Source organism: Microbacterium allomyrinae, assembly GCF_020682705.1.
In the GTDB taxonomy this organism is placed as follows: Bacteria; Actinomycetota; Actinomycetes; order Actinomycetales; family Microbacteriaceae; genus Microbacterium; species Microbacterium allomyrinae.
The window spans coordinates 183,531-209,744 of the sequence record NZ_JAGTTN010000002.1 but is presented as its reverse complement, the minus strand read 5'-3'; the positions used below and the strand labels follow the sequence as shown (position 1 = coordinate 209,744).

The following is a 26,214-nucleotide window of genomic DNA, read 5'->3' as shown; positions in this document are numbered from 1 at the left end:
ATCGCCTCGCGTCGCGTGAGCAGAACGTGACCCGCGCGACACGGTGCGGACACGGGGCACGAGGCGAGGTTCGCAAGACTCTGTCACACAGCGGTCCGCATGGCCTGGGTGGCATACCCCTTCGCTATGCTGAGACCACACGCGCGCCCGCCGCCGATTCCCCCTTCTCCATCCGGACAAGGGCCGCGGACCGGCAAATTCTGGGCGCACTAACTCCTCGAGAAAGGCGCCGGGTGTCGGAACTGCGTTGGGATGAGATCGATGGGCGCGCGGTTGACACCGCGCGTGTGCTGGCAGCGGATGCGGTCGAGAAGGTGGGTAACGGCCACCCCGGTACTGCGATGAGCTTGGCGCCGGCCGCATATCTGCTCTACCAGCGGGTGCTGCGCCACGACCCGGCCGACACGCACTGGGTGGGCCGTGACCGGTTCATCCTCTCGGCAGGGCATTCCTCGCTGACGCAGTACGTGCAGCTGTACCTGGGTGGGTTCGGGCTCGAGCTCGACGATCTGAAGTCGCTGCGCACCTGGGGATCCAAGACGCCGGGTCACCCGGAGTTCGGGCACACCGCGGGCGTGGAGATCACCACCGGCCCGCTGGGTCAGGGGCTCGCCTCGTCCGTCGGGTTCGCCTACGCGGCCCGCTACGAGCGCGGCCTGTTCGACCCCGAGACCGCCGCCGGGCAGTCGCCGTTCGACCACCACATCTACGTGATCGCGGGCGACGGCGACCTGCAGGAGGGCATCACCAGCGAGGCGTCGAGCCTCGCCGGGCACCAGCAGCTGGGCAACCTCATCGCGATCTACGACTCGAACCAGATCTCGATCGAGGACGACACCAACGTCGCGTTCACCGAGGATGTCGCCCAGCGGTACGAGTCGTACGGCTGGCAGGTGCAGGTCGTGGACTGGAAGAAGTCCGGCCAGTACGTCGAGGACGTCGCCGAGCTGTACGCGGCGATCGAGGCGGCCAAGGGCGAGACGGCCAAGCCGTCGCTCATCATTCTGCGCACCATCATCGGGTGGCCCTCGCCCGGCAAGCAGAACACCGGCAAGATCCACGGTTCCGCGCTCGGCGCCGACGAGCTCGCCGCGACCAAGAAGGTGCTCGGGTTCGACCCTGAGCAGAGCTTCGTCGTCGCCGACGACGTGATCGCCCACACCCGCGCCCTCGCCGACCGGGCCGCTGCGGACCGCGCCGTGTGGCAGGAGGGCTTCGACGCCTGGGCCGCCGCGAATCCGGAACGCAAGGCGCTGTTCGACCGGCTCCAGGCCGGCGAGCTTCCCACCGACCTCGACGCCGCCCTGCCCGTGTTCGAGGCCGGCAAGGACGTCTCCACGCGTGCCGCGTCGGGCCTGGTCATCAACGCCCTCGCGGCGGAGCTTCCCGAGCTGTGGGGCGGTTCGGCCGACCTCGCCGAGTCGAACCTGACGACCATCAAGGCCGCCAAGAGCTTCATCCCCGGGGAATGGTCGACCCACGAGTGGTCGGGCGACCCCTACGGCCGCGTGCTGCACTTCGGCATCCGCGAGCACGCCATGGGTGCGATCATCAACGGCATCGTGCTGCACGGACCGACCCGCGCCTTCGGCGGCACCTTCCTCATCTTCAGCGACTACATGCGCCCCTCGGTGCGTCTGGCCGCGCTGATGGACATCCCGTCGATCTTCGTCTGGACCCACGACTCCGTCGCGCTCGGCGAAGACGGCCCGACCCACCAGCCGATCGAGCAGATCGCGACGCTGCGCGCCATCCCGAACTTCACCGTGGTGCGCCCCGCCGACGCGAACGAGACCTCGGCCGCATGGCTGGAGATCCTCCGCCGCAAGGACGGCCCGGCCGGCATCGCGCTGACCAGGCAGAACATCCCCGTGCTCGCCCGCGGCGACGCAGACGCCTCCGGCGACGTCTTCGCCTCGACCGCCGGCGTCGCCAAGGGCGCGTACATCCTCGCCGAAGCCCCGAACGGCACGCCCGACGTGATCCTCATCGGCACCGGCTCCGAAGTGCAGCTCGCCATCGCCGCACGCGAGACCCTCGCGGCCGAGGGCATCAACGCCCGCGTCGTGTCGGCACCCTCACTGGAATGGTTCGCCGAGCAGGACGCCTCCTACCAAGAGAAAGTCCTCCCCGCCGCCGTCAAGGCGCGCGTCTCGGTCGAGGCCGGATCCGCGCTCACCTGGCGCGGCATCGTCGGCGACGCCGGCCGCTCCGTCGCGATCGACCACTTCGGCGCATCCGCCGACTACAAGACCCTGTTCGAGAAGTTCGGCATCACCGCCGACGCCGTCGTCCTGGCAGCCCGCGAGTCCCTCGCGGCAGCCGGCCCGGCAGCCCAGTAGTACCGAGGAGAACGCACATGAGCACCCACACCCAGCAGCTCACCGCCCAGGGCGTCAGCATCTGGCTCGACGACCTGTCGCGCGACCGCATCACGTCCGGCAACCTGACCGAGCTCATCAGCACACGCAACGTCAGCGGAGTGACCACCAACCCCACGATCTTCCAGAGCGCCATCGGCGGCGGCGGCCCCGCGTACTCGGGCCAGATCGCCGAGCTCGCCCGCGCAGGCGCCACGGTGGACGAGGCGATCTTCGCCGCGACCACCGACGACGTCCGCGACGCGGCCGACATCTTCCGTCCCGTCTTCGACGCGACGGCCGGCGTGGACGGGCGTGTGTCGATCGAGGTCTCCCCCGACCTCGCCCACGACACCGACGCGACCATCGCGCAGGCAAAAGAACTGTGGGCGAAGGTCGCACGTCCCAACGTGCACATCAAGATTCCCGCGACCAAGGCTGGCCTTCCGGCCATCACGGCGGTGCTGGCCGAGGGCATCTCGGTCAACGTCACCCTGATCTTCAGCCTCGAGCGCTACGCGGAGGTCATCGACGCCTACCTCTCCGGCATCGAGAAGGCTCAGGCGAACGGACACGATCTGTCCGGGATCCACTCCGTCGCCTCGTTCTTCGTGTCGCGCGTCGACACCGAGGTCGACAAGCGCCTCGCCGTGATCGGCACCGACGAGGCCGCAGGCCTCGCGTCGCTCGCGGGCATCGCAAACGCGCGGCTCGCGTACGAGCTGTTCGAGAAGGAGTTCTCCTCCGACCGCGCGAAGACGCTGACGGATGCCGGCGCCAATGTGCAGCGGCCGCTCTGGGCATCGACCGGCGTCAAGTCGGCGGACCTTCCCGACACTCTTTACGTGACCGAGCTCGTCGCTCCCGGCACCGTCAACACGATGCCCGAGAAGACGCTCGAGGCCACGTTCGATCACGGCGCCATCGCGGGTGACACCGTCACCGGCACCTACGAGGCGGCTCACAAGGTCTTCGCCGATCTCGCCGCCGTCGGCGTCGACTTCGACGACGTCACCCAGGTGCTCGAGGATGAAGGCGTCGAGAAGTTCATCGCCTCGTGGCACGACCTGCAGGGCACGGTGAAGTCGGCGCTCGAAAGCGCCCTCGAGGCCGCTCGATGAGCTTTGACATCCACCTGAGCGGGCACGTCAAGTCCGTCGTCGATGCCACGCTTCCGGGGCTGGTCTCCAGCCTCGTCGCGTCGGGCATCACGGCGGGCGACGCAGCTCTGTGGGGCACTGCCGCCGAGGACGAGGCGTCGCAGCGCCTCGGCTGGGTCGAGGCCGTCAGCGTGTCCCGGCCGCTGGTGCCCCAGATCGAGGCGCTGCGCGTGCAGCTCGTCGCCCAGGGCGTCACGCGCGTCGTGCTCGCCGGGATGGGCGGCTCATCACTCGCACCCGAGGTGATCGCCCAGACCGCGGGCGTGCCCCTGGTCATCCTGGACTCCACCGCGCCCGGACAGGTGCTCGCCGCACTCGACGGCGATGCCGAGGCCGGCGGGCTCACCCACACGGTTCTCGTGGTGTCGTCGAAGTCGGGGGCGACCGTCGAGACCGACTCGGCGAAGCGGGCTTTCGAGGCCGCGTTCCGCGACCTCGGCATCGATCCGCTGCAGCGCATCGTCGTCGTCACCGACCCCGGTTCACCCCTGGATCAGGCGGCACGGGCCGACGGCTACACCGTCTTCAACGCCGACCCGACCGTCGGGGGCCGGTACTCCGCGCTCACCGCCTTCGGTCTCGTGCCCGCGGGCCTCGCGGGCGTCGACATCTCCGAGCTCCTCGACGAGGCGGAGGCGTCGCTGCTCGAGGTGGCGATCGACAGCCCCGACAACCCCGCCCTGGTGCTCGCCGCGGCGATCGCCGGTGGCGAGCCGCGTCGCGACAAGCTGGGCCTGATCACCGACGGCACGCACATCGTCGGGCTGCCGGACTGGATCGAGCAGCTGGTCGCCGAGTCCACCGGCAAGGGGGGCATCGGCATCCTGCCCGTCGTGCTTCTCCCCGTCTCGCCCGAGATCGACAGCGCGCCGGCCGACCTGCAGATCGTCCGCCTGGTCGACGAGGCCAAGAAGTTCCACCTCTTCGAGCACCACGAGGGCGAGATCGTCATCAGCGGCTCGCTGGGCGCGCAGTTCGTCGTGTGGGAGTACGCGACGGCCATCGCCGGATCGATGCTCGGCATCAACCCGTTCGATCAGCCCGATGTGGAATCCGCCAAGATCGCCACCCGCGGCCTGCTCGACGCACGGCCCGACCCGACCGCCCCGGCGTTCACCGTCGAAGGCGTCGAGGTGCGTGTCTCCGACCCGCAGCTCGCCGTATCGGGGTCGGTGGCAGGCGTCCTCGACGCGCTGTGGGCACAGATCCCCGAAGACGGCTACGTCGCCATCCAGGCCTACGTCAACCGCCTCGAGCTGCCCCAGCTCACGGGCCTGCGCGAGCTGGTCGCCGCCGACTCCGGTCGTCCGACGACCTTCGGCTGGGGCCCCCGGTTCCTGCACTCGACCGGTCAGTACCACAAGGGCGGACCGGCGAACGGCGTGTTCCTTCAGATCCTCGAGCAGACAGACGTCGACCTCGAGATCCCGGACCGCCCGTTCACGTTCGGCGAGCTCATCCAGGCGCAGGCCGCCGGCGACGCGAGCGTGCTCGCGCAAGGCCACGGTCGCCCCGTCGTCACCCTCACCCTCACCGACCCGCAGATCGAAGTGCTCTCGCTCTTCGAAGCGGCCCAGTAGGAGCCCACCGCCCCATGACTGTCGAGATCTCGCACGGGCAGAACCCGCTGCGCGACGCCGAAGACGGTCGCCTCAACCGCATCGCCGGTCCGAGCGCGCTCGTCATCTTCGGAGTTACGGGAGACCTCTCCCGTAAGAAACTCATGCCCGCCGTCTACGACCTCGCCAACCGCGGTCTGCTGCCTCCGGGGTTCGCACTCGTCGGATTCGCACGCCGCGACTGGGAGGACCAGGACTTCGCACAGGTCGTCTACGAAGCCGTACGGCAGCATGCCCGTACCGAGTTCCGTGACGAGACTTGGCAGCAGCTGCTGCAGGGAATCCGATTCGTCTCCGGCGAGTTCGACGACCCGGATGCGTTCCGCCGCCTGCGCGAGACCGTCGATCGCCTCGACACCGAGCGCGGCACGATGGGCAATCACGCGTTCTACCTCTCGATCCCGCCCAAGGCGTTCCCTCTGGTGGCGGAGCAGCTCAAGGCGTCGGGACTGGTGGACGACACCGCCGACCAGACCAACCGATGGCGGCGAGTCGTCATCGAGAAGCCGTTCGGACACGATCTCACCTCGGCGCGCGCGCTGAACGACGTGCTTCGGTCGGCGTTTCCGACGGACTCGATCTTCCGCATCGACCACTACCTCGGCAAGGAGACGGTCCAGAACATCCTGGCGCTGCGCTTCGCCAACGAGCTGTACGAACCGATCTGGAACCGCAACTACGTCGACCACGTGCAGATCACCATGGCCGAAGACATCGGCGTCGGCGGTCGCGCGGGGTACTACGACGGCGTGGGCGCAGCCCGTGACGTCATCCAGAACCATCTGCTGCAGCTGATGGCCCTCACGGCGATGGAGGAGCCGATCTCGTTCGACGCGAAGGATCTTCGCGCCGAGAAGGAGAAGGTTCTCGCGGCGGTCACCCTGCCCGCCGACCTCGGTCGTTCCACCGCTCGCGGTCAGTACGCGGGCGGCTGGCAGGGCGGCGAGAAGGTGCTCGGGTTCCTCGAGGAAGACGGGATGAACCCGCAATCCACGACCGAGACCTACGCCGCTGTCACCCTCGAGGTCAACACTCGTCGCTGGGCAGGCGTGCCGTTCTATCTGCGCACCGGCAAGCGTCTGGGACGCCGCGTCACCGAGATCGCAGTCGTGTTCAAGCGCGCTCCCGAGCAGCTGTTCTCTCGCAATCAGACGTCCGGCCAGGGCCAGAACGCCCTCGTGATCCGCGTCCAGCCCGACGAGGGTGTCACGATCCGGTTCGGATCGAAGGTTCCCGGTGCCGGCGCTCAGGTGCGCGACGTCACGATGGACTTCGGCTACGGCCATGCCTTCACCGAAGCCAGTCCCGAGGCCTATGAGCGGTTGATCCTCGACGTGCTCCTCGGCGACCCGCCGCTGTTCCCTCGCCACGAGGAGGTCGAGCTCTCATGGAAGATCCTCGACCCGATCGAGCAGTTCTGGGACGCGCAGGGCGGCCCGCTCGAACAGTATTCTCCCGGGTCCTGGGGCCCGGAATCCGCGGACGAGATGCTCTCCCGCGACGGCCGTAGCTGGAGGCGCCCGTGATCGTCGATCTGCCCGACACCACCGTCAGCAAGATCTCCCGGGCGCTGGTCAGCGTGCGAGAAGAAGGCGGAGCCGTCGCGCTCGGCCGCGTGCTCACGCTGATCATCCTCACGCGCGAAGGCGCGGTCGAAGAGGTCATCGAAGCCGCCAACGATGCGTCGCGCGAGCATCCCATGCGGGTCATCGTGCTGATGATCGGCGACGGCCTCGAGGCGGAATCCCGTCTCGACGCACAGATCCGGGTCGGCGGCGACGCCGGCGCGAGCGAAGTCGTCACTCTGCGCGCGTTCGGTGAGGCGGGGCACTCCAACCTCGAGAGCCTCGTCACCGGCCTGCTGCTGCCGGATGCGCCGGTCGTGGTGTGGTGGCCGAACCGCACACCCGAGCACATCTCGAAGACGTCGATCGGCAGGATCGCTCAGCGCCGGATCACGGATGCCGCGACCAAGTCCGATCCTTCGGAATGGGTCGCCGACCTCGGCAGCCAGTACGCGCCGGGCGACACCGACCTCGCGTGGACGCGCCTGACGCGCTGGCGCGAGCAGCTGGCCGCGATCCTCGACCAGCCGCCGTACGAGCCCGTCATCGGCGTGCGGGTGCGCGGAGCATCCGACTCGCCGTCGACCGCGCTCCTTGCGGCGTGGCTGCGCCTCGCGCTGGACGTCCCCGTCGACTGGGCGTATCTCGACGCCGACGAGTGGCCGCACGGCATCAAGTCGGTCGCGCTCGTTCGTCAGAGCGGCGAAGTGCTCCTGGAGCGCCCGTCGCCCGGTACGGCGATCCTGACGCAGCCCGGCCAGCCCAGCCACGAGCTCGCCTTCCCCCGTCGTTCGCTGCGCGAGTGCCTGGCGGAGGAGCTTCGTCGGCTCGACCCGGACGTCCTGTATGGTCGAGTGATCACCGAGGGTTGGGCACTGCTCGATCAGCCGGCGACGAAGGCGACGCAGGGTCGATGAGCGAGGATGAGACGCGGATGGTTGAAGCTTGGGCCGAGAAACGCGTCGTCATCAGTCCCGACACCGCCACCCTCGCCGATGCGGTCGCGGCCCGATTCCTCAGCCGTGTGGCCAAGCGCATCGATGAAGGCAAGCTCGCGCACATCTCGTTGACCGGCGGCTCCATGGGATCCGCGGTGCTCGCTGCGGCGGCTCGCAACCCCCGACTCGAGCGCATCGATTGGTCACGCGCGCACTTCTGGTGGAGCGACGAGCGTTTCGTACCTCGGGAGCATCCGGATCGCAATGAGAAGCAAGCCCGCGAGGCTCTCCTCGACGCACTCGACATCCCCGCCGCGAACATCCACTCGGTGCTCGCGAGCGACGAGGGCGCCGATCTGGATGCCGCTGCGGCAGCCTATGCCGACGAGCTCGCCGGATTCCCGAGCTCGATCGATGCATGGCCGTCGTTCGACGTGTGCTTCCTGGGGGTCGGACCGGACGGGCACATCGCCTCACTGTTCCCGGACCGCTCCGAGATCCAGATCACCGATCGCACCGTCGTCTCCGTGCGGGACTCCCCCAAGCCTCCGCCCGAGCGCGTCACGATGACCCGGCCCGTGATCAACAGCTCCAAGCGCGTGTGGCTGGTCATGGCAGGCGCCGACAAAGCATCGGCACTGGGCCTCGCCCTCGCGGGCGCGAGTTACGCGAGCGTTCCGGCAGCCGGCGCCAAGGGGCGCAAGCGCACGATCTTCTTCATCGACCAGGCGGCTGCCTCGCAGGTTCCGCCGGATCTCATCGACCGCGAGTACTGACGCACGACCGGTTCTTACACCGGACAGACGAGAAGAGCGGATGCCGTGTCACGGCATCCGCTCTTCTGTACGTTGTCGTCGTCAGCTCTGACCGCGTCGATCACGCAGCTGCTTGAGCGCATCGTCGAGAAGCGCGACGGCTTCTTCTTCGGTGCGACGCTCCTTCACGTAGGCGAGGTGCGTCTTGTATGGCTCGGTCTTCGCAACCGCAGGCGGGTTCTCTTTGTCACGACCGGCCGGAAGGCCCGAGTGCGGAGAGTCGATCGTCTCGGGGATCTCCTCTTCGGGGATTCCCGCAGCGAAGTAGCGAACCGTCTCGTTGCCGAGGGCATCCCAGTACGACACGGCCACGCGGTCGGCGTGGAAGCCGTGGTCCTGCTCACCCATGGGTCCCGCGCCGACTCGGGTGCCGCGGATCGCGTTGCCTCCGGTAGCCATCAGAGCGCCTGGAACTTCGTGATCAGGCCGAGGGCCACGATCGCTACGAACCACACCAGCGCGAGCACGACGGTGAACCGGTTCAGGTTGCGCTCAGCGAGACCCGAGGAGCCGAGCGCCGAAGTCATGCCGCCGCCGAACATGTCGGACAGGCCGCCACCACGCCCCTTGTGGAGCAGGATGAGAAGGGTCAGCAGGAGGCTGGTGATGCCGAGAAGCACCTGCAGGACGAACTCGAGGATCTGCACAGTCGTTGAAGCCTTTCGCTGCGATCGGTCGCCGATCGCACAAGGGACAAGTATACGGGTTGCGCCGTTTCGTCTCGCTCCGCTCGCCCAACGACCGGAAAGTAGTTCTCCAGTCGTTGGGCGAGCGGCGAAACGACGAGACGGGGTCAGACCCCGACGTGCTTCTGGTAGCGGATGATCGCGGCGAACTCGTCCACGACGAGGCTGGCGCCGCCGACCAGCGCACCATCGACATCCGGCTCGCGCATGAAGCTCGCGATGTTCGTCGACTTGACCGATCCGCCGTAGAGGACGCGCGTGCGGGCCGCGGCGTCGTGACCCAGCTTCTCAGCGACGACCTCGCGCAGCTTGGCGCAGACGTCCTGAGCCTGGTCGGGCGTCGCCGCCTGGCCGGAGCCGATCGCCCAGACCGGCTCGTACGCCACGACGATGTCGGCATCGGCCGAGAGACCCTCGAGCGCCACGGCCAGTTGGCTGACCGGCACGGCGCTCGCACCGAACTTCTCGAGGTCCTCGCTCGTCTCGCCGACGCAGATCACCGGAACGAGCGAGTGGCGCAGAGCCGCCTGCACCTTCGATGCCACGACGTCATCGGACTCCGCGTGGTACTGGCGACGCTCGGAGTGGCCGATGATGACGTACTTCGCGTCGAGCTTCGCCAGGAACGCGCCCGAGATCTCACCCGTGTACGCACCGGAGTCGTGTGACGAGAGGTCCTGCGCGCCGAGGGCGAACGGGATCTTGTCGGCGTCGAGGAGCGTCTGCACGGTGCGCAGGTCGGTATAGGGCGGGAAGACCGCGACCTCGACCGATCCGTCCTCGTGCTTGGCATCTTTCAGCGTCCAGTGCAGCTTCTGAACGAACGCGACCGCCTGCAGGTGGTCGAGGTTCATCTTCCAGTTGCCTGCGATGAGCGGTGTGCGCACTGCTACTGCCATCCGAGGACCTCCAGTCCGGGGAGCTTCTTGCCTTCGAGGAATTCGAGGCTCGCGCCCCCTCCGGTCGAGATGTGACCGAACTCGTCATCTGTGAAGCCGAGCTGGCGGACGGCCGCAGCGGAGTCGCCACCGCCGACGACCGACAGGCCGTCGACTTCGGTGAGGGCCTTCGCAACGGTCTTCGTGCCGGCGGCGAACGCCGCCATCTCGAACACACCCATCGGGCCGTTCCAGAACACCGTTCGCGAGCCGCGCACCGCATCGGCGAACAGCACGGCGGTCTCGGGTCCGATGTCGAGGCCGAGGCCCGATGCGCCGAACGGGGTCTCCTCGATCGCGGACGCGGACGTCACCACATGCTCGGCATCCGCCGAGAAGGATGCCGCGACCACCGCGTCGACGGGGAGCACGAGCTCGACGCCGCGCTCCTTCGCCGTGGCGATGTACCGCTTGACGGTGTCGAGCTGGTCCTGCTCGAGCAGACTGGACCCGACCTTGTAGCCACTGGCTGCGAGGAACGTGAACATCATGCCGCCGCCGACGAGCAGCCGGTCCACGCGCGGGAGCAGGTGCTCGATGACACCCAGCTTGTCGCTGACCTTCGAGCCGCCGAGCACCACGGTGTACGGACGCTCCGGGTTCTCGGTCAGGCGGTCGAGAACTTCGACCTCTTTCTCGATCAGCAGGCCCGCCGCGGACGGCAGGATCTGGGCGAGTTCGAAGACCGAGGCCTGCTTGCGGTGCACGACACCGAAGCCGTCCGACACGAGCGCGTCGCCGAGGGCGGCGAGCTGCTCCGCGAACTCTCGACGGGTCACGTCGTCCTTGGCGGTCTCGCCCGGGTTGAAGCGGAGGTTCTCGATGACGGCGACGTCGCCGTCCTCGAGAGCGGCGACCGCCTCGTGAGCGGAGGGCCCCACGGTGTCGAGGGCGAAGGCGACGGGCTTGCCGAGCAGCTCGGAGAGCCGCTGGGCGACGGGCGCGAGGCTGTACTTCGCGTCCGGAGCGCCGTCAGGGCGGCCGAGGTGCGACGAGACGACGACGCGGGCGCCCTGGTTGATCAGGGCATTGAGCGTGGGGAGCGTGGCCCGCACACGGCCATCGTCCGTGATGATCGCGTCCTTGAGAGGAACGTTGAGATCAGCACGGACGATGACGCGTTTGCCGGCCAGCGAACCCAGCGATTCGAGGGTGCGCAGAGCCATGGCGGATTTAGAGGCGCTCGGCGACGTACTCGGTGAGGTCGACGAGGCGGTTCGAGTAGCCCCACTCGTTGTCGTACCAGGCCGAGACCTTGACCAGGTTGCCGCTGACGTTGGTCAGCTCCGAGTCGAAGATCGACGAGTGCGGGTTGCCCTGGATGTCGCTCGAGACGATCGGGTCCTCGGTGTACTCGAGGTAGCCCGCGAGGCGACCGTCGGCGGCCGCTGCCTTGTAGGCCGCGTTGACCTGGTCGACCGTGAGGCCTTCGGCCGGCGTGACGATCGTCAGGTCGACGATCGAGCCGGTGGGTACGGGCACGCGGTAGGACGAGCCGCTGAGCTTGCCGTTGAGCTCGGGGAGCACGTGGCCGATGGCCTTCGCGGCGCCGGTCGAGGCGGGAACGATGTTGATCGCCGCGCCGCGGGCACGGCGCAGGTCGCTGTGCGGGCCGTCCTGCAGGTTCTGGTCGGCGGTGTACGCGTGTGCGGTCATCATGAAGCCGCGCTCGATGCCGAACGCGTCGTTGAAGACCTTCGCCAGGGGTGCGAGGCAGTTCGTGGTGCAGGAGGCGTTCGAGATGATGACGTCCGACTCGGGCTTGTAGTCGCCCTCGTTGACGCCCATGACGATCGTCACGTCGTCACCGGTGGCCGGTGCCGAGATGAGAACCTTCTTTGCGCCGCCCGCGACGTGCTTCTTCGCGTCGACGGCGTTGGTGAAGCGACCGGTCGACTCGATGACGATGTCGACGCCCAGCTCGCCCCAGGGGAGGTTCGCGGGGTCGCGCTCTTCGAAGACCTTGATCTTCTTGCCGCCGACCGTGATCGAGTCCGCGTCGTACGACACGTCCTCCGACAGCGGGCCGCCGACCGAGTCGTACTTCAGCAGGTGCGCCAGAGTCTTGTTGTCGGTGAGGTCGTTCACCGCCACGATTTCGAGGTCCGCACCCTGCGCGAGTGCCGCGCGAAGATAATTGCGTCCGATACGGCCGAAGCCGTTGATGCCGATCTTGACAGCCACGGAGTTTCTCCTGAGATGTGTCGTGCGCGAGTGCGCGGTTTATTGCGGTTCAGACGGAGGACAACGGCGTCCCGGCGGGCATACCCGCCGGGACGCCTCGCCTTGCTATGACAGTACCAGCAGCCCCGAGGTCTTCTCCCGGGCCGTGGCGAAGCGGCTCTGGACGTCGGCCCAGTTCGCGATGTTCCAGAATGCCTTGACGTAGTCGGCGCGCACGTTCTTGTAGTCGAGGTAGTACGCGTGCTCCCAGACGTCGAGCAGGAGCAGCGGAACGGTACCCGCGGCGAACTGCGCCTGCTGGTCGAAGAACTGCTGGATGATCAGGTTCTCGCCGAGCGAATCCCAGAACAGTCCCGCCCAGCCCGACCCCTGCACGCCGAGCGCGGCGGCGGAGAAGTGGGCCTGGAACTTGTCGAACGAACCGAAGTGGTCAGCGATCGCGGACTCGAGGTCGCCGGTCGGCTTGTCGCCGCCGTTCGGCGAGAGGTTCGTCCAGAAGATCGAGTGATTGGTGTGACCGCCGAGGTTGAACGCGAGGTCCTTCTCGAGCTTGTTCACATAGGTGAAGTCACCCTTCTCGCGCGCTTCTGCCAGCTGCTCCAGCGCCGTGTTGGCACCGGTGACGTACGCCTGGTGGTGCTTGTCATGGTGCAGCTGCATGATCGTCGCGCTGATGTGCGGCTCGAGAGCGGCATAGTCGTAGGGGAGGTCGGGCAACGTGTAATTCGCCATGTTCTCTTCTTCCTTTGTCGGCGCGCGCCGAGACTCCACGGCGCAGCGAGGGTGACGGCTTCATCCTACTGACCGACAACACCCGGGTGCGGGGGTTGCTTCCCTTCATGACGAAGGGATAAAGGGGTCGCCGTCAGTCCTCGAGGCCCGCAGGAACGGCTGACTCGGTGCCGGGGATGCCCTCGGTCTCGGCCTTCTTGTCGGCCATCGCGAGGAGGCGTCGGATGCGGCCGGCGACCGCATCCTTCGTCAGCGGCGGGTCGGCGTGGTGGCCGAGCTCGTCCAGGCTCGCGTCGCGGTGCGCAAGGCGCAGCGCGCCGGCCTCGCTGAGGTGCTCGGGCACCTCGTCGCCGAGGATCTCGAGCGCTCGTTCGACCCGCGCACAGGCGGCCACGGCGGCCTGTGCGGAGCGCCGCAGATTCGCGTCGTCGAAGTTCACCAGCCGGTTCACGCCCGCACGCACCTCGCGGCGCTGACGCATCTGGTCCCAGTCCGAAGCGGAGCGCACGGCGCCCATCGCAGCCAGAGCGGCTCTGATCGCCTCGCCTTCGCGCACCACGACCCTCGGCACGCCACGTACCTCGCGCGCCTTACCGGGGATCCCGAGCCGGTGCGCGGCGCCCACGAGCGCCATCGCGGCCTCGGACGACGGGCAGGTGATCTCGAGCGCCGCCGACCGGCCGGGCTCGCTGAGCGATCCGGCGGCGAGGAACGCACCGCGCCAGATCGCCGCGAGGTCGCCGCGGGAGCCCGTGGTCAGCTTGTTCGGCAGACCGCGCACGGGACGACGGCGTTGATCGAGAAGACCGGTCTGGCGTGCGAGCGTCTCGCCGCCTTCGATGACGCGCACGGCGTAGTGGCTGCCGTTGCGGGCACCGGAGCCCTGCACATGCACCAGCTCGGGGCGCACGCCGTACAGCTCGACGAGATCGCGTGCGGTGCGGCGGGCCAGGATATCGGAGTCGAGCTCGGCCTCGACCGCGACTCGGTTCGCGATCGAGTGCAGTCCGCCCGAGAACCGCAGCAGGGAGGTGAGCTCGGCGACCCTCGCCGTAGGGCGCGGATCGCGCACCGTGATCAGCTCGGCCTTCACATCAGCGGTCAACGACACGGGACTCCTCTTCAGACGGGTTCGGGAACGAGGATCCAGCCTACTCGGCTGAACTCACGAACACCGTGCCGCACCTGAATGCGAAGGTCACTCCCGACCGAGATCGCGGTGCTTGACGCGCACCGCCACGCCCGAGACGGTGGAGAGTCGCTCGGCGAGCTCACGCGCCATCACGACGGATCTGTGCTTGCCACCCGTGCAGCCCACGGCGACGACCGAGTGTCGCTTGTTCTCGCGCTGATAGCCCTCGAGCACGGGACGCAACGCCGTCGAGTACGCGTCGATGAATTCCTTCGCGCCCTCTTGAGCGAACACGAAGTCACGCACGTCGGCATCTTCGCCGGTGAGTGCGCGCAGTTCCTCGTTCCAGAACGGATTCGGCAGGAACCGCATGTCGGCGACCATGTCGGCGTCCGGCGGCAGCCCGTATTTGAACCCGAAGCTCAGGACGGTGAGCGAGTGGCGGGCGGCGTCCACCGCGGTGAAGAGGTCGGAGACCTGCGTCGCGAGCTGGTGGATGTTGTACGACGACGTGTCGAGGATGACGTCCGCGCTCTCGCGCATGGCAGCCAGGCGGTCGCGCTCCAGGCGGATGCCGTCGATGATCGTGCCGTCCCCCTGCAGCGGATGCGGGCGCCGGACGGCCTCGAAACGGCGCACCAGCACATCGTCCGAGGCATCCAGGAACAGCAGACGGATCTGGCGGCGTTCTCGGAGGGCTCGCATCGCCTCCGGCAGATCCGAGAACAGGTCGCGGCCGCGCACGTCGACCACGACGGCGACTCGCGGAAGCACGCCTGCGGCGAGTTCCGTGAGATCGAGCAGCGGACGCAGCATCTGCGGAGGAAGGTTGTCCACGACGTACCAGCCGAGGTCTTCCAGGGCGTTGGCAGCCGTGGATCGCCCGGCACCGGACATACCGGTGACGATCAGAACTTCCCCGCTCTCGCGGTGCGTCGCCTCGGCCATGTCCACCCCCGTCGATCCCAGCCTAGCCACCGGACAGATGCCCGTGGATCGCCGAGGCGAGCTTTGGCCCGACACCCGGCAGCTGCGAGATCTCGGCGGGCGTCGCGTTCTTCAGAGCCGTGACCGAGCCGAAGTGGCGCAGCAGCGCCTTGATCCGCGCGTCGCCCAGGCCGGGCACTTCGGACAGCACGCTCTGGATGTCGCGGCGGCGGCGCTTGCGCTGGTGCGTGATCGCGAACCTGTGTGCCTCATCGCGGAGCCTCTGCAGCAGATACAGCGCCTCTGAGGTGCGCGGCAGGATGACCGGGTACTCCTCCCCCGGCAGCCACACCTCCTCGAGACGTTTGGCGATGCCGCACAGGGCGATCTCCTCGTGCCCGGCGTCGCGGAGGGCGCGGGCCGCCGCCTCGACCTGGGGCTGTCCGCCGTCCACGACCAGCAGCTGCGGCCGGTACGCGAATCGAGGTCGACGTCGTTCGGTGATGACCGCGCCGTCGGGATCGGCATCCTTCACGGGCTCTTCCGGACGATCCAGATACGCGAGCCGCCGCGTGAGCACCTGGTACAGCGAGTCCGTGTCGTCGGTGGTCTCGGCGACGCCGAAGGAGCGGTACTGGTCCTTGCGCGGCAGGCCGTCCTCGAACACGACCATCGAGGCGACCACGTTCGTTCCGCTGAGGTGCGACACGTCGAAGCACTCGATGCGCAGCGGCGCCTCCGACAGGTCGAGAGCCTCCTGCAGGTCGGTGAGCGCCTGCGAGCGGGCAACGTAGTCGCTGGTGCGGCGCGTCTTGTGGAGCATCAGCGCCTGCTGGGCGTTCAGAGTCGCCGTCTTCATGAGCTCGGACTTGCGGCCGCGCTGCGCGACCTGGATCGTGACCGACTTGCCCCGCCGTGCTCGCAGCCACTCTTCGAGGTCCGCGGCGTCATCCGGCATGACCGGGACGAGGACCTGCTTCGGGATGTCGGCGCCGGAGGCACTGCCGTAGGTGCGCTGCAGCACCTGGTCGACCAGCTCACCGGTCGAGATGTCGATCTCCTTCTCGATCGTCGTGGCGCGCACTCCTCGCACACGGCCGCCGCGGATGACGAAATGCTGGACCGTGGCCGCGAGTTCGTCCTCCGCGATGCCGAAGAGGTCCGCGTCCGTATCGGCGGCGAGCACGAGCGCGCTCCGGTTCAGCACCGCGTCTATCGACTGCAGCTTGTCGCGGTACCCCGCCGCCGCCTCATAGTCCATCGCGGCGGACGCCTCTCGCATTCGCGCGGTGAGCGCCTTGGTGAATCGCTGATCACCGCCGGACATGAACGCCACGAAGTCGTCGACGATCGCCCGATGCTCCTCGATCGTGACCCTCATCGAGCAGGGGCCGCCACAGCGCCCGATCTGGCCTGGAAAGCACGGCCGACCCGTGGCCATCGCCTTCTTGTACGACGAGTCGCTGCACGTCCGGATCGGGAAGACACGGATCATGAGGTCGATCGTGTCGTGCACGGCCCAGACCTTCGGGTACGGCCCGAAGTACTTCGCCCCCGCTATGCGCCGGTTGCGGGTCACGATCACCCGCGGCGCCTCATCGGCGAGGGTGATCGCCATGAACGGGTAGGACTTGTCGTCCTTGTAGCGCACGTTGAAGGGCGGATCGAACTCCTTGATCCACTGGTACTCCAGCTGCAGCGAGTCGACGTCGGTGGCGACCACCGTCCACTCGACGGAGGCCGCGGTCGTGACCATGCGCCGCGTGCGCTCGTGCAGCGTGTGCAGCGGCGCGAAGTAATTCGAGAGGCGGGCGCGCAGGTTCTTCGCCTTGCCGACGTAGAGCACGCGCCCGTCGGCGTCGCGGAACCGGTAGACGCCCGGATTCGTCGGGATCTCTCCCGGCTTCGGTTTGTAGGAGACGGTCGGTGCGGATCGTGCCATCGCGCTCAGCCGGCCTTGCGGACCGCCTGGCCGCCTCCGAGGGCCTCGGCCAGGAACATGCCGGTGTGGCTGCCCGAGGCGCGAGCGACCTGCTCAGGTGTGCCCGTGGCGACGATCTGCCCGCCACCCGATCCACCTTCGGGACCGAGGTCGATCACCCAGTCGGACGACTTGATCACGTCGAGGTTGTGCTCGATGACGATGACGGTGTTGCCCTTGTCGACGAGGCCGTTCAGCACCTCGAGGAGCTTGCGCACATCCTCGAAATGAAGGCCTGTCGTCGGCTCGTCGAGTACGTAGATCGAGCGTCCGTTCGTGCGGCGCTGGAGCTCGGTGGCGAGCTTGACGCGCTGCGCTTCACCGCCCGACAGCGTGGTCGCGGACTGGCCCAGACGCACGTACCCGAGGCCCACATCGACGAGGGTCTTCAGGTAGCGATGGATCGCCTGGATCGGCTCGAAGAACTCCGCCGCCTCGGCGATGGGCATCTCCAGCACCTCGGCGATGTTCTTGCCCTTGTAGTGCACGGCGAGTGTGTCGCGGTTGTATCGCTTGCCGTGGCACACCTCGCAGTCCACGTACACGTCGGGCAGGAAGTTCATCTCGATCTTGATCGTGCCGTCGCCCGAGCACGCCTCGCAGCGCCCTCCCTTGACGTTGAAGCTGAAGCGACCCGGCTGGTAGCCGCGCACCTTGGCTTCGGGCGTCTCGCTGAAGAGCGTGCGGACACGGTCGAACACGCCCGTGTAGGTGGCCGGGTTGGATCGCGGCGTGCGCCCGATGGGCGCCTGGTCGACGTGGACGACCTTGTCGAGGTTGTCGAGGCCGGTGACGCGCGTGTGCTTGCCGGCGACGCGGCGGGCGCCGTTGAGACGCGTGGCCAGCACCTGGTAGAGGATGCCGTTCACCAGCGACGACTTGCCCGAACCGCTGACACCGGTGACCGCGGTGAGCACTCCGAGCGGGAAGTCGGCGGTGACGTTTCGAAGGTTGTTCTCGCGCGCACCCACGACGCTGACCTGCCGGCTCTTGTCGATCTTGCGCCGCTTCTTCGGCGTCGGGATCGCCCTCCGGCCGGCGAGGTAGTCCCCCGTGATCGACGCGGGGTCTGCCAGAAGCTCCTCGAGCGGACCGGAGTGCACCACGGCGCCTCCGTTGACCCCGGCGCCCGGGCCGATGTCGACGACCCAGTCCGCGGCATGGATGGTCTCCTCGTCGTGCTCCACGACGATGAGCGTGTTGCCGAGGTCGCGCAGGGCCACGAGGGTCTCGATGAGACGGCGGTTGTCACGCTGATGAAGCCCGATCGACGGCTCGTCGAGCACGTACAGCACACCGGTCAGTCCCGAGCCGATCTGCGTCGCGAGCCGGATGCGCTGCGCCTCGCCGCCCGACAGCGTCGCCGCCGCGCGACTCAGGCTGAGATAGTCCAGGCCGACGCGGATGAGGAAGTCCAATCGCACCCGGATCTCGCGCAACACCTGTGCGGCGATCGTCGCCTCGCGGGGCGTGAGCGTGAGCCGGGCGAAGTACTCGCGAGCCTCGCCGAGGCTCAGGCGCGAGGCATCCGCGATCGAATGGCCGTGCACGAGCACCGCCAGCACCTCGGGCTTCAGGCGGTCTCCGTCGCAGACCGGGCACGGCACTTCTCGGAGGTACTCCGACCAGCGCTGGCGCTGCGTGTCGGACTCGGCCTGCGTGTACTGCCGCTCGATGTAGGGCACGACACCCTCGAAGCCCGACGAGTAGCGCATCTCGCGCCCGTAGCGGTTCTTCCATTTGACGGTGACCTTGTAGTTCTCACCGCGAAGGACTGCGTCCTGCACGTCCACTCGGAGATCGCGCCACGGGGTGTCGAGCGAGAAGCTCAAGTCTGTGGCGAGACCCTCGAGCAGTCGCTCGTAGTACTGGAACAGCCCCTTGCCCTGGGTCGTCCACGGGATGATCACGCCCTCGCGGATCGACAGCTCTTCGTCGCCGAGCATGAGCTCGGTGTCGACCGACATGCGGGTGCCCAGACCCGAGCACGCCGGGCATGCGCCGAACGGCGCATTGAACGAGAAGGTGCGCGGCTCGATCTCGGTGAGCTGCAGTGGGTGTCCGTTGGGACACGCGAGCTTCTCGGAGAACGACTGCCAGGCTTCGTCGCCCTCGAGGTCGACGAAGTTGATCTGCATGATGCCGCCCGCGAGGCCGAGCGCCGTCTCGACGGAGTCGGTGACGCGGCCGAGGATGTCGGAACTGGCGACTAGACGATCGACCACCACCGCGATGTCGTGCTTGTAGCTCTTCTTGAGGGTCGGCGGCTCGGCGAGCTGGATCAGCTCGCCGTCGACGATGGCACGGGCGTAGCCCTTCGCGCCGAGCTCCTTGAAGAGGTCGACGAACTCGCCCTTCTTCTGCGTGACGACCGGCGCAACGATCTGATATCGGGTGCGGTCGGGCAGCTCCATGAGCTGATCGGCGATCTGCTGCACGGTCTGTCGCTGGATGACCTCGCCGCACTCCGGGCAGTGGGGCACGCCGATGCGGGCCCACAGCAGGCGCATGTAGTCGTGGATCTCGGTGATCGTGCCCACCGTGGACCGCGGGTTGCGGTTGGTCGACTTCTGGTCGATCGAGACCGCGGGGCTCAGACCCTCGATGAAGTCGACGTCGGGCCGGTCGACCTGCCCCAGGAACTGGCGGGCGTACGCGCTCAGCGACTCGACGTACCGCCGCTGGCCCTCGGCGAAGATGGTGTCGAACGCGAGGCTGGACTTGCCCGAGCCCGAGAGTCCGGTGAAGACCACGAGCGAATCGCGGGGGATGTCGAGATCGACGTTCCTCAGATTGTGCACTCGGGCACCGCGGACGCTGAGCATCCCGCTGTTGTTTCCGGCGGAGTTTCCAGGCATGGCGACAGGGACGATGGGCACCAAACAAGTGTAGGCGGGGCCTCCGACATGGGCGCCGGAGACCCCGCATTCACACGCTCTCAGTAGACGAGCACCGGCACCTTCGGGCTCGTCGAAGGCCGCACCGCGTCACTGCCGGCGAACGACGCCGACAGCTTGTGCACGCCCTTGTCGAGCTCGGGCAGCTTCACCTTGACGATGCCGCGGCTCTGCTCGGTGAGGGTCGCCGTTGCGATCACCGCGTCGCCGTCGTAGATCGTGACCTCGCCGGTGGGCCGCACGCCACCCTCGGCGACGACGATGACCGTGTACTGGATCGCCGACTTCTGCTTGGCGATGAGCTTGTTCGGGATGCCGACGGTGACGCTGTCGGCACGATCGAACGTCGTGATCGGCACGATGACGGACGTTCCCGTCGTGGCGCCGGTGAGCACGAACTCGGCGGCGCCGACCGGAGCATCGGCGGGCAGGGCCACCGACACCGAGGCGGTGCCGTAGTCGTCGTAGACAGCGGCGCCGATCGTGTTGTCGAGCGGGAAGGAGCCCAGCGCCTCACCGCCGAGCGAGACGACCACCTCGGTGTCCTTCGCGTCGCTGAGCGGCGACATGGTCCACGACTTCACGCCGAAGGCGACGGTCGAGCCCAGCTCGTACGTCGCGGGCGCATCTGCGGGGAACGCGACCTCGACCGCGTGCTGCCGATGGTCCACGGCGAGCGGAGTCGTCGACGCGAACGCGTCCATGTAATCCACCATCGCGGTCAGATCGATCTTGCCGGTGTCGCGCTTGCCCGCGCCGTTCGCCAACTCGCGGAAGTTGTCGCCACCGGTCGACAGGAACGAATTGACCGTCACCGAGTACGACGCGGCAGGATCGATCGGCTCGCCGTTCAGCCACATGCCTGTCACGGTGCCCTGCGGAGCCTGATAGGTCAGGCCCGCCTCGTTCACCACGGTCGCGGGGTTGTCCTGCTGGACCTCGGTCACGGTCTCCTGCGTGTAGGTGTACTGGAAGCCCTCCGATGCGCCCAGCCGCAGGAAGGGTCGGGTCGGAAGAGCGTTGTACGCGTCGCGTTGCCACTGCTGCTCGAGCACCGCCTTGATCTGGGCGCCGGTGAGCTGCATGTTCACGAGGGTGTTCGCGAACGGCTGCACCACCGCGGCCTGCTTGTACGTCAGGGTGCGCGGATACGAGCCGTCGCCGGGGTCGGTCCCTGCCATGTCGGTGCGCAGCCCGCCCGGGTTCATGAAGGCGATCTGCGCGGCGCCCGATTCAGGGCTCTCGGTGGCCCATTGCTGAACCTCGGCGACCAGGTTGCCGAGGGTGGACTCGCCACCCCGATTCTCGATGCGCGCTCCGGCGGAGTTGACCGCCTGTGCGCGGTTGAGCGCCCCTCCGATCTTGCCGAGCTCGACGGCGCCGAGCACCTCGGCCTCCGCGGCGGCGGCCGCGGCGATCTCCGCGACCGCGGAATCGGCCGGATAGAGCGGAACATCGCCCGTCGCCTCGAGGGGCAGAAGGTTCTGGGTCATCCCCTGAACCTCGCCGGTCTCACCGTCGACGCTGAACAACAGCTGGTTGAGGTTCATCCCGTACTGCCCTGCAGACACGACCGGGCGGTTGAGGACAGCCCGCTGCTCGGTCGCCCACTGCGGGACGGGGAAGGAGCAGTTGTACGCCAGATGCGTGTGACCCGACACGATCGCATCGACGTCCGGCGACACGGTGTTGATGATGTCGGTCCACTTGCCGCCGTCATCCATCTTGTCGCAGGAGGCGTCGGGCGCTCCCTCGTGCACGAGCATCACGACCAGGTCGGCGCCCTCGGCCACCAGCGCCGCGGCTTCCGTGTTGACGGACTGGACGATCCCCTCGACCTGGATGTCGGCGATGCCGCCGGGGGAAACGAGCCCCGGAAGCTCCTCGGTGACGGCTCCGACGAAGCCGACCTGCACGTCACCGAACTCCTTGATCCAGGTGGCGGGTACCGCGGGGTCGCCGGTCTGCCTCACCTTGAGGTTCGCAGCGATGTACTCCCACTGCGCCCCGCCCCAGGGGTTGGTCACGGCGTCGTACGGGGCCATCACCCGGTTGATGAGGTCGTCGTAGCCCTGATCGAGCTCATGGTTGCCGACGGCCGACACCTCCAGGCCTGCAGCGTTGAGGGCGTCGATGGTGGGCTTGTCGTCCTGGATGAAGGACTCGAACGTCGAAGCGCCGATGAGGTCGCCCGCCGCGGCGAACACGGTGTTCGCGTGCTCGGTGCGCAGCTGCTTCACCGCACCGGCGAGCACAGCGGCGCCGGCTTCGCCGTTCGTCGTGTTGTTCAGGATGCGGCCGTGGAAGTCGTTCGTCGCGAGGATCTGCACCTCGGTCGTCGCGGCATGCGCCGCAGGGACGACGAGCGCGCTCGCGCCGAGCGCTGCAGCGGTGGCCACCGCGAACGCGGCCAGTCGACGAGGGGTTCGGAATGACGCGTGGTCGGGGTGTGACCGAGATCGCATGGAGCTTCCTCTGTGTTCGAGCCGATAGAGACGACGGCGCGCGCGATGATGTCGCGCGGCGCTGCACGAAGCCGAGCCTAAGAGTCTGCCGTGAGTCTGCCAACGATCATGAGAGCGACTTCATCGAATGGCAACGCAACCGAGACGTGCCGTACGACAGCCGGCTCAGGAAGGGACGACGGGCATCCGTCCCGAGAAGCGCGTGAGAGCATCTCGCAGCCGCGCGATCTCGGCGGCATCCATGCCGGTGACGGCCATCACGCGACCAGGAACCTCGAGTGCCCGCGTGCGAAGGCCCGCCCCTTCGAGCGTCAGCCCCACGTCGAGCACCCGCTCGTCCGCGCCGCTGCGCGCACGGGTGACCAGGCCCTGGCTCTCGAGCCGCTTGACGAGGGGCGAGAGCGTGGCGGGCTCGAGCGCGAGCGCGTCTGCGAGGTCGCGGAGCGAGCGCGGCGAGTCTTCCCAGAGCGCAAGCATGACGAGATACTGCGGATGCGTGAGCCCGAGCGGCTCGAGGATCGGCCGGTAGATCGACACCACGTTTCGCGCAGCCGTGACCAGCGCGAAGCAGAGCTGGTTGTCCAGGCGCAGCATGTCGTCGAGGCTGAGTTCGGATTCCGTCACCCCCATATCGTATCGGCACGAATAGTTAGTACACTAATGAACATGGAAGAACAGGATGCCTCGACCGCCGCTCCTCAGCCGCTTCGCGTTCGCGTGCGAGAGGCGGGCGGCTGGTACGCCTGGTTCAACACCAGACTGATCCGCCTCGCCGGCCCGGCCGCGGTCGGCCCTTACGAGACGACTCCCCCGCCGTCGGCAGCCGAACGCGCGGAGCGCGCGTGCCCGCTCTGCGGGGCGCCCATCACGGAGCACACGTTCGACCGGTCCGGCCCGAAGCCGCTCATGCACTGCCCCTGACGACGGCAGAGTCGACGCGGCCCGACCGGGCGAGGGGTTAGGCGTGACCCGCGCGTTCGATCGCGCGGAGCTCTTTCTTGAGGTCCTGGACCTCGTCGCGCAGCCGGGCCGCGAGCTCGAACTTGAGCTCCGCCGCCGCGGCCAGCATCTGATCGCTGAGGTCGCCGATCGTGGCCTCGAGCTGTTGGGCGCCTTCGGCCCCGATCCCCTCACGGCGCAGCTGAGGAGTCGGCGACTTGCCTTTTCCCGAGGCACCGCCTCTGCGCGAAAGCATCCGATTCGTGTCGGAGGCCTCACGTGCCAGCACTTCGGTGATGTCGGCGATCTTCTTGCGCAGCGGCTGCGGGTCGATCCCGTTCGCCGTGTTGTAGGCCACCTGCTTCTCGCGGCGGCGATCGGTCTCGTCGATCGCCTTGGCCATCGAGTCGGTGATCTTGTCGGCGTACATGTGCACCTGGCCCGATACGTTGCGCGCGGCGCGGCCGATCGTCTGGATGAGCGAGGTGCCGCTGCGCAGGAACCCCTCTTTGTCGGCGTCGAGGATCGACACGAGCGACACCTCGGGCAGGTCGAGTCCTTCGCGCAGCAGGTTGATGCCGACAAGCACGTCGTAGACGCCGGCGCGCAGCTCACTGAGCAGCTCGACGCGGCGCAGGGTGTCGACGTCCGAGTGGAGGTATCGGACGCGAACCCCATGCTCGCTGAGGAAGTCGGTGAGCTCTTCGGCCATCTTCTTCGTGAGCGTGGTCACGAGCACTCGCTCGTCACGCGCCGCCCGGATGCGGATCTCTTCCAGAAGGTCGTCGATCTGCCCCTTGGAAGGCTTCACGACGATCTCGGGATCGACCAGGCCGGTCGGGCGGATGATCTGCTCGACCACCCCGTCGGCGATGCCCATCTCGTACCGGCCGGGCGTCGCCGACAGGTACACCGTCTGGCCCACCCGATTCTTGAACTCGTCCCACCGCAGCGGGCGGTTGTCGAGGGCACTGGGAAGCCGGAAACCGTGCTCGACGAGCGTGCGCTTGCGCGATGCATCCCCCTCGTACATGGCCCCGATCTGCGGGACCGTGGCGTGCGACTCGTCGATCACCATGAGGAAGTCGTCGGGGAAGAAGTCCAGAAGGGTGTGAGGCGGCTCGCCCGGCGCGCGGCCGTCCATGTGCCGCGAGTAGTTCTCGATGCCCGAACAGAACCCGAGCTGCTGGAGCATCTCGAGGTCGAATGTCGTGCGCATGCGCAGCCTCTGCGCCTCGAGGAGCTTGTTCTGCGACTCGAGCTCTTTCAGCCGTTCGGCGAGTTCGTCCTCGATCGTGCCGATCGCCCGGTGCACCGTCTCGGTTCCCGCGACGTAATGCGATGCGGGGAAGATCGGCACCGAGTCCATCTTCTGCAGCACATCGCCCGTGAGCGGATGGAGCATGTACAGCGCCTCGATCTCGTCGCCGAACATCTCGATGCGGATCGCGTACTCCTCGTAGACCGGGATGATCTCGATCGTGTCACCGCGCACGCGGAAGTTGCCGCGGGAGAAGTCGACGTCGTTGCGGTTGTACTGCATCGCGATGAACTTGCGGATCAACGCATCGCGGTCGTAGGCCTCGCCCACCTGCAGCGCAACCATCGCCCGCATGTACTCTTCGGGAGCGCCGAGACCGTAGATGCACGAGACGGTGCTGACCACGATCACGTCTCGACGACTCAGCAGCGAGTTCGTGGTCGAGTGACGCAGCCGCTCGACCTCGGCGTTGACCGACGAGTCCTTCTCGATGAAGGTGTCGGTCTGCGGCACGTACGCCTCGGGCTGGTAGTAGTCGTAGTAGCTGACGAAGTACTCGACGGCGTTGTGCGGCATGAGCTCGCGGAACTCGTTCGCCAGCTGCGCGGCCAGAGTCTTGTTGTGCGCCAGCACGAGAGTCGGGCGCTGCACGGCCTCGACGAGCCATGCCGTGGTGGCGGACTTTCCGGTTCCGGTGGCACCGAGCAGCACGACGTCGGTCTCACCCGCATTGATGCGCGCCGCGAGTTCGGCGATCGCCTGCGGCTGGTCCCCCGACGGCGAGTATTCGCTGACGACTTCGAAGGGCCGCACGGATCGAGTGGTCTGCACTCGTCCAGCGTAGGCGGCACCGCCGACATCGGGGCCGTGTTCGCGGGCGGCGGATGCCGGGCCCCGGCGCCGCCGCCGTCGTCTCAGCCGCCGCCGTCGAACCCGCCGCCGCCGAAACCTCCGCCGTCGAAGCCGCCGAAGCCCCCGGCATCCATTCCGCCGCCGTCGAAGCCCCCGCCGAACGCGGAGCCGCCGTCGAGCCCCGCGGAGCCGAGGTCGTAAGTGTCGCCGATCCACCCCGGCTCGGTTCCGATCATCAGCGAGCCGGCTCCCAGCGTGTAATAGCTCGTCACCGCGCTCGAGACGAGCACCTGGTTCGCGACGAGCGCCAGCACGCCCGTGCTCGCGAGCATTCCCCGGACGTCCACACCGTCCCGAGGATCCGTCGTCCGTACGAGGTCGTCGCGATCGGCATCGTCGTCCACCCGCTCGGCCGTCACGATGGCCGGTCCGATCGTGGACTCCGCGGATGCGCTCGCGGCGCGCCGGGCGCGATGCTCCTCCGCGCGGCGGAACAGTCGCGCCAGCACCGTGGGGTCATCGGATGCCGCGTCCCGCTCGGACTCGGCCATGAACGGTCTCAGCTGCTCGAACAGCTCGCGACGGCGCTCCGCGGGCAGATCTGCGAACGCGGTGGCGTGCGAGGACTCGATCACCGACGCGGGGAGCGATCCCAGCAGATAGACGTAGCGCGCGATGCGCTCTTCGTCGGTGACGGCCGCGTAAGGGGTCTTCCGCCGACGGAATCTCGAGAGCATGCCCATGCCGACCTCCAGTGACGTGG

The 26,214-nt window shown here is 67.9% G+C and carries 21 protein-coding genes; 7 read left to right on the top strand and 14 right to left on the bottom strand.

What is annotated here, in order from left to right; translation table 11 throughout:
* Nucleotides 1-233: 233 nt before the first annotated feature.
* From tkt to pgl, 6 genes are read left to right on the top strand one after another with little or no spacing between them, the layout of a single operon-like run.
* On the top strand, nucleotides 234-2,342 hold the full coding sequence (tkt, locus tag KEC57_RS07295; protein ID WP_229383913.1) for a transketolase: 2,109 nt from the start codon (nucleotides 234-236) through the stop codon (nucleotides 2,340-2,342).
* A gap of 17 nt (nucleotides 2,343-2,359) precedes the next feature.
* A complete protein-coding gene (gene tal, locus KEC57_RS07290; protein ID WP_229383912.1) occupies nucleotides 2,360-3,481 on the top strand; it encodes a transaldolase in 1,122 nt (373 codons plus the stop codon).
* Nucleotides 3,478-5,100, top strand: a complete 1,623-nt coding sequence (locus KEC57_RS07285) for a glucose-6-phosphate isomerase (RefSeq protein ID WP_229383911.1) — start codon at nucleotides 3,478-3,480, stop codon at nucleotides 5,098-5,100. The genes tal and KEC57_RS07285 overlap by 4 nt, the downstream gene beginning before the upstream one ends.
* A 14-nt stretch (nucleotides 5,101-5,114) precedes the next feature.
* Nucleotides 5,115-6,665, top strand: coding sequence for a glucose-6-phosphate dehydrogenase (gene zwf / locus KEC57_RS07280; RefSeq protein ID WP_229383910.1), 1,551 nt, complete (start codon nucleotides 5,115-5,117; stop codon nucleotides 6,663-6,665).
* A complete protein-coding gene (locus KEC57_RS07275) occupies nucleotides 6,662-7,621 on the top strand; it encodes a glucose-6-phosphate dehydrogenase assembly protein OpcA (protein ID WP_229383909.1) in 960 nt (319 codons plus the stop codon). The genes zwf and KEC57_RS07275 overlap by 4 nt, the downstream gene beginning before the upstream one ends.
* A 17-nt stretch (nucleotides 7,622-7,638) precedes the next feature.
* Nucleotides 7,639-8,418, top strand: coding sequence for a 6-phosphogluconolactonase (gene pgl / locus KEC57_RS07270; protein ID WP_229383908.1), 780 nt, complete (start codon nucleotides 7,639-7,641; stop codon nucleotides 8,416-8,418).
* Between the two features lie 81 nt (nucleotides 8,419-8,499).
* On the opposite strand, the gene KEC57_RS07265 is transcribed toward pgl, so the two are convergent.
* From KEC57_RS07265 to KEC57_RS07210, 12 genes are all read right to left on the bottom strand, one after another.
* Nucleotides 8,500-8,856 (bottom strand): RNA polymerase-binding protein RbpA, encoded by a 357-nt coding sequence (locus KEC57_RS07265; protein ID WP_229383907.1) that lies wholly within the window; start codon nucleotides 8,854-8,856, stop codon nucleotides 8,500-8,502.
* Entirely contained in the window at nucleotides 8,856-9,104 is a 249-nt protein-coding gene (gene secG, locus KEC57_RS07260; protein WP_229383906.1) for a preprotein translocase subunit SecG, read from the bottom strand. Before secG ends, KEC57_RS07265 begins: the two co-directional genes overlap by 1 nt.
* A gap of 146 nt (nucleotides 9,105-9,250) precedes the next feature.
* Nucleotides 9,251-10,042: a triose-phosphate isomerase gene (tpiA, locus tag KEC57_RS07255; RefSeq protein WP_229383905.1), complete on the bottom strand. Its 792-nt coding sequence runs from the start codon at nucleotides 10,040-10,042 to the stop codon at nucleotides 9,251-9,253.
* Nucleotides 10,033-11,247, bottom strand: a complete 1,215-nt coding sequence (locus KEC57_RS07250; RefSeq protein WP_229383904.1) for a phosphoglycerate kinase — start codon at nucleotides 11,245-11,247, stop codon at nucleotides 10,033-10,035. Before KEC57_RS07250 ends, tpiA begins: the two co-directional genes overlap by 10 nt.
* 7 nt (nucleotides 11,248-11,254) lie before the next feature.
* Nucleotides 11,255-12,265, bottom strand: a complete 1,011-nt coding sequence (gene gap, locus KEC57_RS07245; protein ID WP_229383903.1) for a type I glyceraldehyde-3-phosphate dehydrogenase — start codon at nucleotides 12,263-12,265, stop codon at nucleotides 11,255-11,257.
* A 105-nt stretch (nucleotides 12,266-12,370) separates the two neighbouring features.
* Nucleotides 12,371-12,997, bottom strand: a complete 627-nt coding sequence (locus tag KEC57_RS07240; protein WP_229383902.1) for a superoxide dismutase — start codon at nucleotides 12,995-12,997, stop codon at nucleotides 12,371-12,373.
* A 133-nt stretch (nucleotides 12,998-13,130) separates the two neighbouring features.
* Nucleotides 13,131-14,108 (bottom strand): DNA-binding protein WhiA, encoded by a 978-nt coding sequence (gene whiA / locus KEC57_RS07235; protein WP_229383901.1) that lies wholly within the window; start codon nucleotides 14,106-14,108, stop codon nucleotides 13,131-13,133.
* Between the two features lie 87 nt (nucleotides 14,109-14,195).
* Nucleotides 14,196-15,077: an RNase adapter RapZ gene (gene rapZ, locus KEC57_RS07230; protein WP_229383900.1), complete on the bottom strand. Its 882-nt coding sequence runs from the start codon at nucleotides 15,075-15,077 to the stop codon at nucleotides 14,196-14,198.
* A 22-nt stretch (nucleotides 15,078-15,099) separates the two neighbouring features.
* Nucleotides 15,100-16,998: an excinuclease ABC subunit UvrC gene (uvrC, locus tag KEC57_RS07225; protein ID WP_229383899.1), complete on the bottom strand. Its 1,899-nt coding sequence runs from the start codon at nucleotides 16,996-16,998 to the stop codon at nucleotides 15,100-15,102.
* 5 nt (nucleotides 16,999-17,003) lie between these two features.
* Nucleotides 17,004-19,916 (bottom strand): excinuclease ABC subunit UvrA, encoded by a 2,913-nt coding sequence (gene uvrA / locus KEC57_RS07220; RefSeq protein ID WP_372456981.1) that lies wholly within the window; start codon nucleotides 19,914-19,916, stop codon nucleotides 17,004-17,006.
* 59 nt (nucleotides 19,917-19,975) lie between these two features.
* Entirely contained in the window at nucleotides 19,976-22,399 is a 2,424-nt protein-coding gene (locus tag KEC57_RS07215) for a 5'-nucleotidase C-terminal domain-containing protein (protein ID WP_229383898.1), read from the bottom strand.
* 165 nt (nucleotides 22,400-22,564) lie between these two features.
* Nucleotides 22,565-22,993, bottom strand: a complete 429-nt coding sequence (locus KEC57_RS07210; protein WP_229384403.1) for a MarR family winged helix-turn-helix transcriptional regulator — start codon at nucleotides 22,991-22,993, stop codon at nucleotides 22,565-22,567.
* 72 nt (nucleotides 22,994-23,065) lie between these two features.
* Here KEC57_RS07210 and KEC57_RS07205 point away from each other — a divergent pair, with 72 nt between their 5' ends.
* Complete coding sequence (locus KEC57_RS07205) at nucleotides 23,066-23,320, top strand: hypothetical protein (protein ID WP_229383897.1); 255 nt, start codon at nucleotides 23,066-23,068, stop codon at nucleotides 23,318-23,320.
* A gap of 37 nt (nucleotides 23,321-23,357) precedes the next feature.
* Here the strand turns inward: KEC57_RS07205 and uvrB are convergent, their stop codons facing one another.
* Nucleotides 23,358-25,430 carry an excinuclease ABC subunit UvrB gene (uvrB, locus tag KEC57_RS07200; RefSeq protein WP_229383896.1) on the bottom strand — a complete coding sequence of 691 codons (2,073 nt, stop codon included), beginning with the start codon at nucleotides 25,428-25,430 and terminating at the stop codon, nucleotides 23,358-23,360.
* A gap of 83 nt (nucleotides 25,431-25,513) precedes the next feature.
* Nucleotides 25,514-26,194: a hypothetical protein gene (locus tag KEC57_RS07195; RefSeq protein WP_229383895.1), complete on the bottom strand. Its 681-nt coding sequence runs from the start codon at nucleotides 26,192-26,194 to the stop codon at nucleotides 25,514-25,516.
* Nucleotides 26,195-26,214: the final 20 nt, after the last annotated feature.

Bases quoted from the DNA above. Each gene is read 5' to 3' on its own strand.
- tal (WP_229383912.1), top strand. From the start codon at position 2,360: ATGAGCACCCACACCCAGCAGCTCACCGCCCAGGGCGTCAGCATCTGG.
- KEC57_RS07285 (WP_229383911.1), top strand. From the start codon at position 3,478: ATGAGCTTTGACATCCACCTGAGCGGGCACGTCAAGTCCGTCGTCGAT.
- zwf (WP_229383910.1), top strand. From the start codon at position 5,115: ATGACTGTCGAGATCTCGCACGGGCAGAACCCGCTGCGCGACGCCGAA.
- pgl (WP_229383908.1), top strand. From the start codon at position 7,639: ATGGTTGAAGCTTGGGCCGAGAAACGCGTCGTCATCAGTCCCGACACC.
- KEC57_RS07265 (WP_229383907.1), bottom strand. From the start codon at position 8,856: ATGGCTACCGGAGGCAACGCGATCCGCGGCACCCGAGTCGGCGCGGGA.
- tpiA (WP_229383905.1), bottom strand. From the start codon at position 10,042: ATGGCAGTAGCAGTGCGCACACCGCTCATCGCAGGCAACTGGAAGATG.
- KEC57_RS07250 (WP_229383904.1), bottom strand. From the start codon at position 11,247: ATGGCTCTGCGCACCCTCGAATCGCTGGGTTCGCTGGCCGGCAAACGC.
- KEC57_RS07240 (WP_229383902.1), bottom strand. From the start codon at position 12,997: ATGGCGAATTACACGTTGCCCGACCTCCCCTACGACTATGCCGCTCTC.
- rapZ (WP_229383900.1), bottom strand. From the start codon at position 15,077: ATGGCCGAGGCGACGCACCGCGAGAGCGGGGAAGTTCTGATCGTCACC.
- uvrC (WP_229383899.1), bottom strand. From the start codon at position 16,998: ATGGCACGATCCGCACCGACCGTCTCCTACAAACCGAAGCCGGGAGAG.
- KEC57_RS07215 (WP_229383898.1), bottom strand. From the start codon at position 22,399: ATGCGATCTCGGTCACACCCCGACCACGCGTCATTCCGAACCCCTCGT.
- KEC57_RS07210 (WP_229384403.1), bottom strand. From the start codon at position 22,993: ATGCTGCGCCTGGACAACCAGCTCTGCTTCGCGCTGGTCACGGCTGCG.
- KEC57_RS07205 (WP_229383897.1), top strand. From the start codon at position 23,066: ATGGAAGAACAGGATGCCTCGACCGCCGCTCCTCAGCCGCTTCGCGTT.
- KEC57_RS07195 (WP_229383895.1), bottom strand. From the start codon at position 26,194: ATGGGCATGCTCTCGAGATTCCGTCGGCGGAAGACCCCTTACGCGGCC.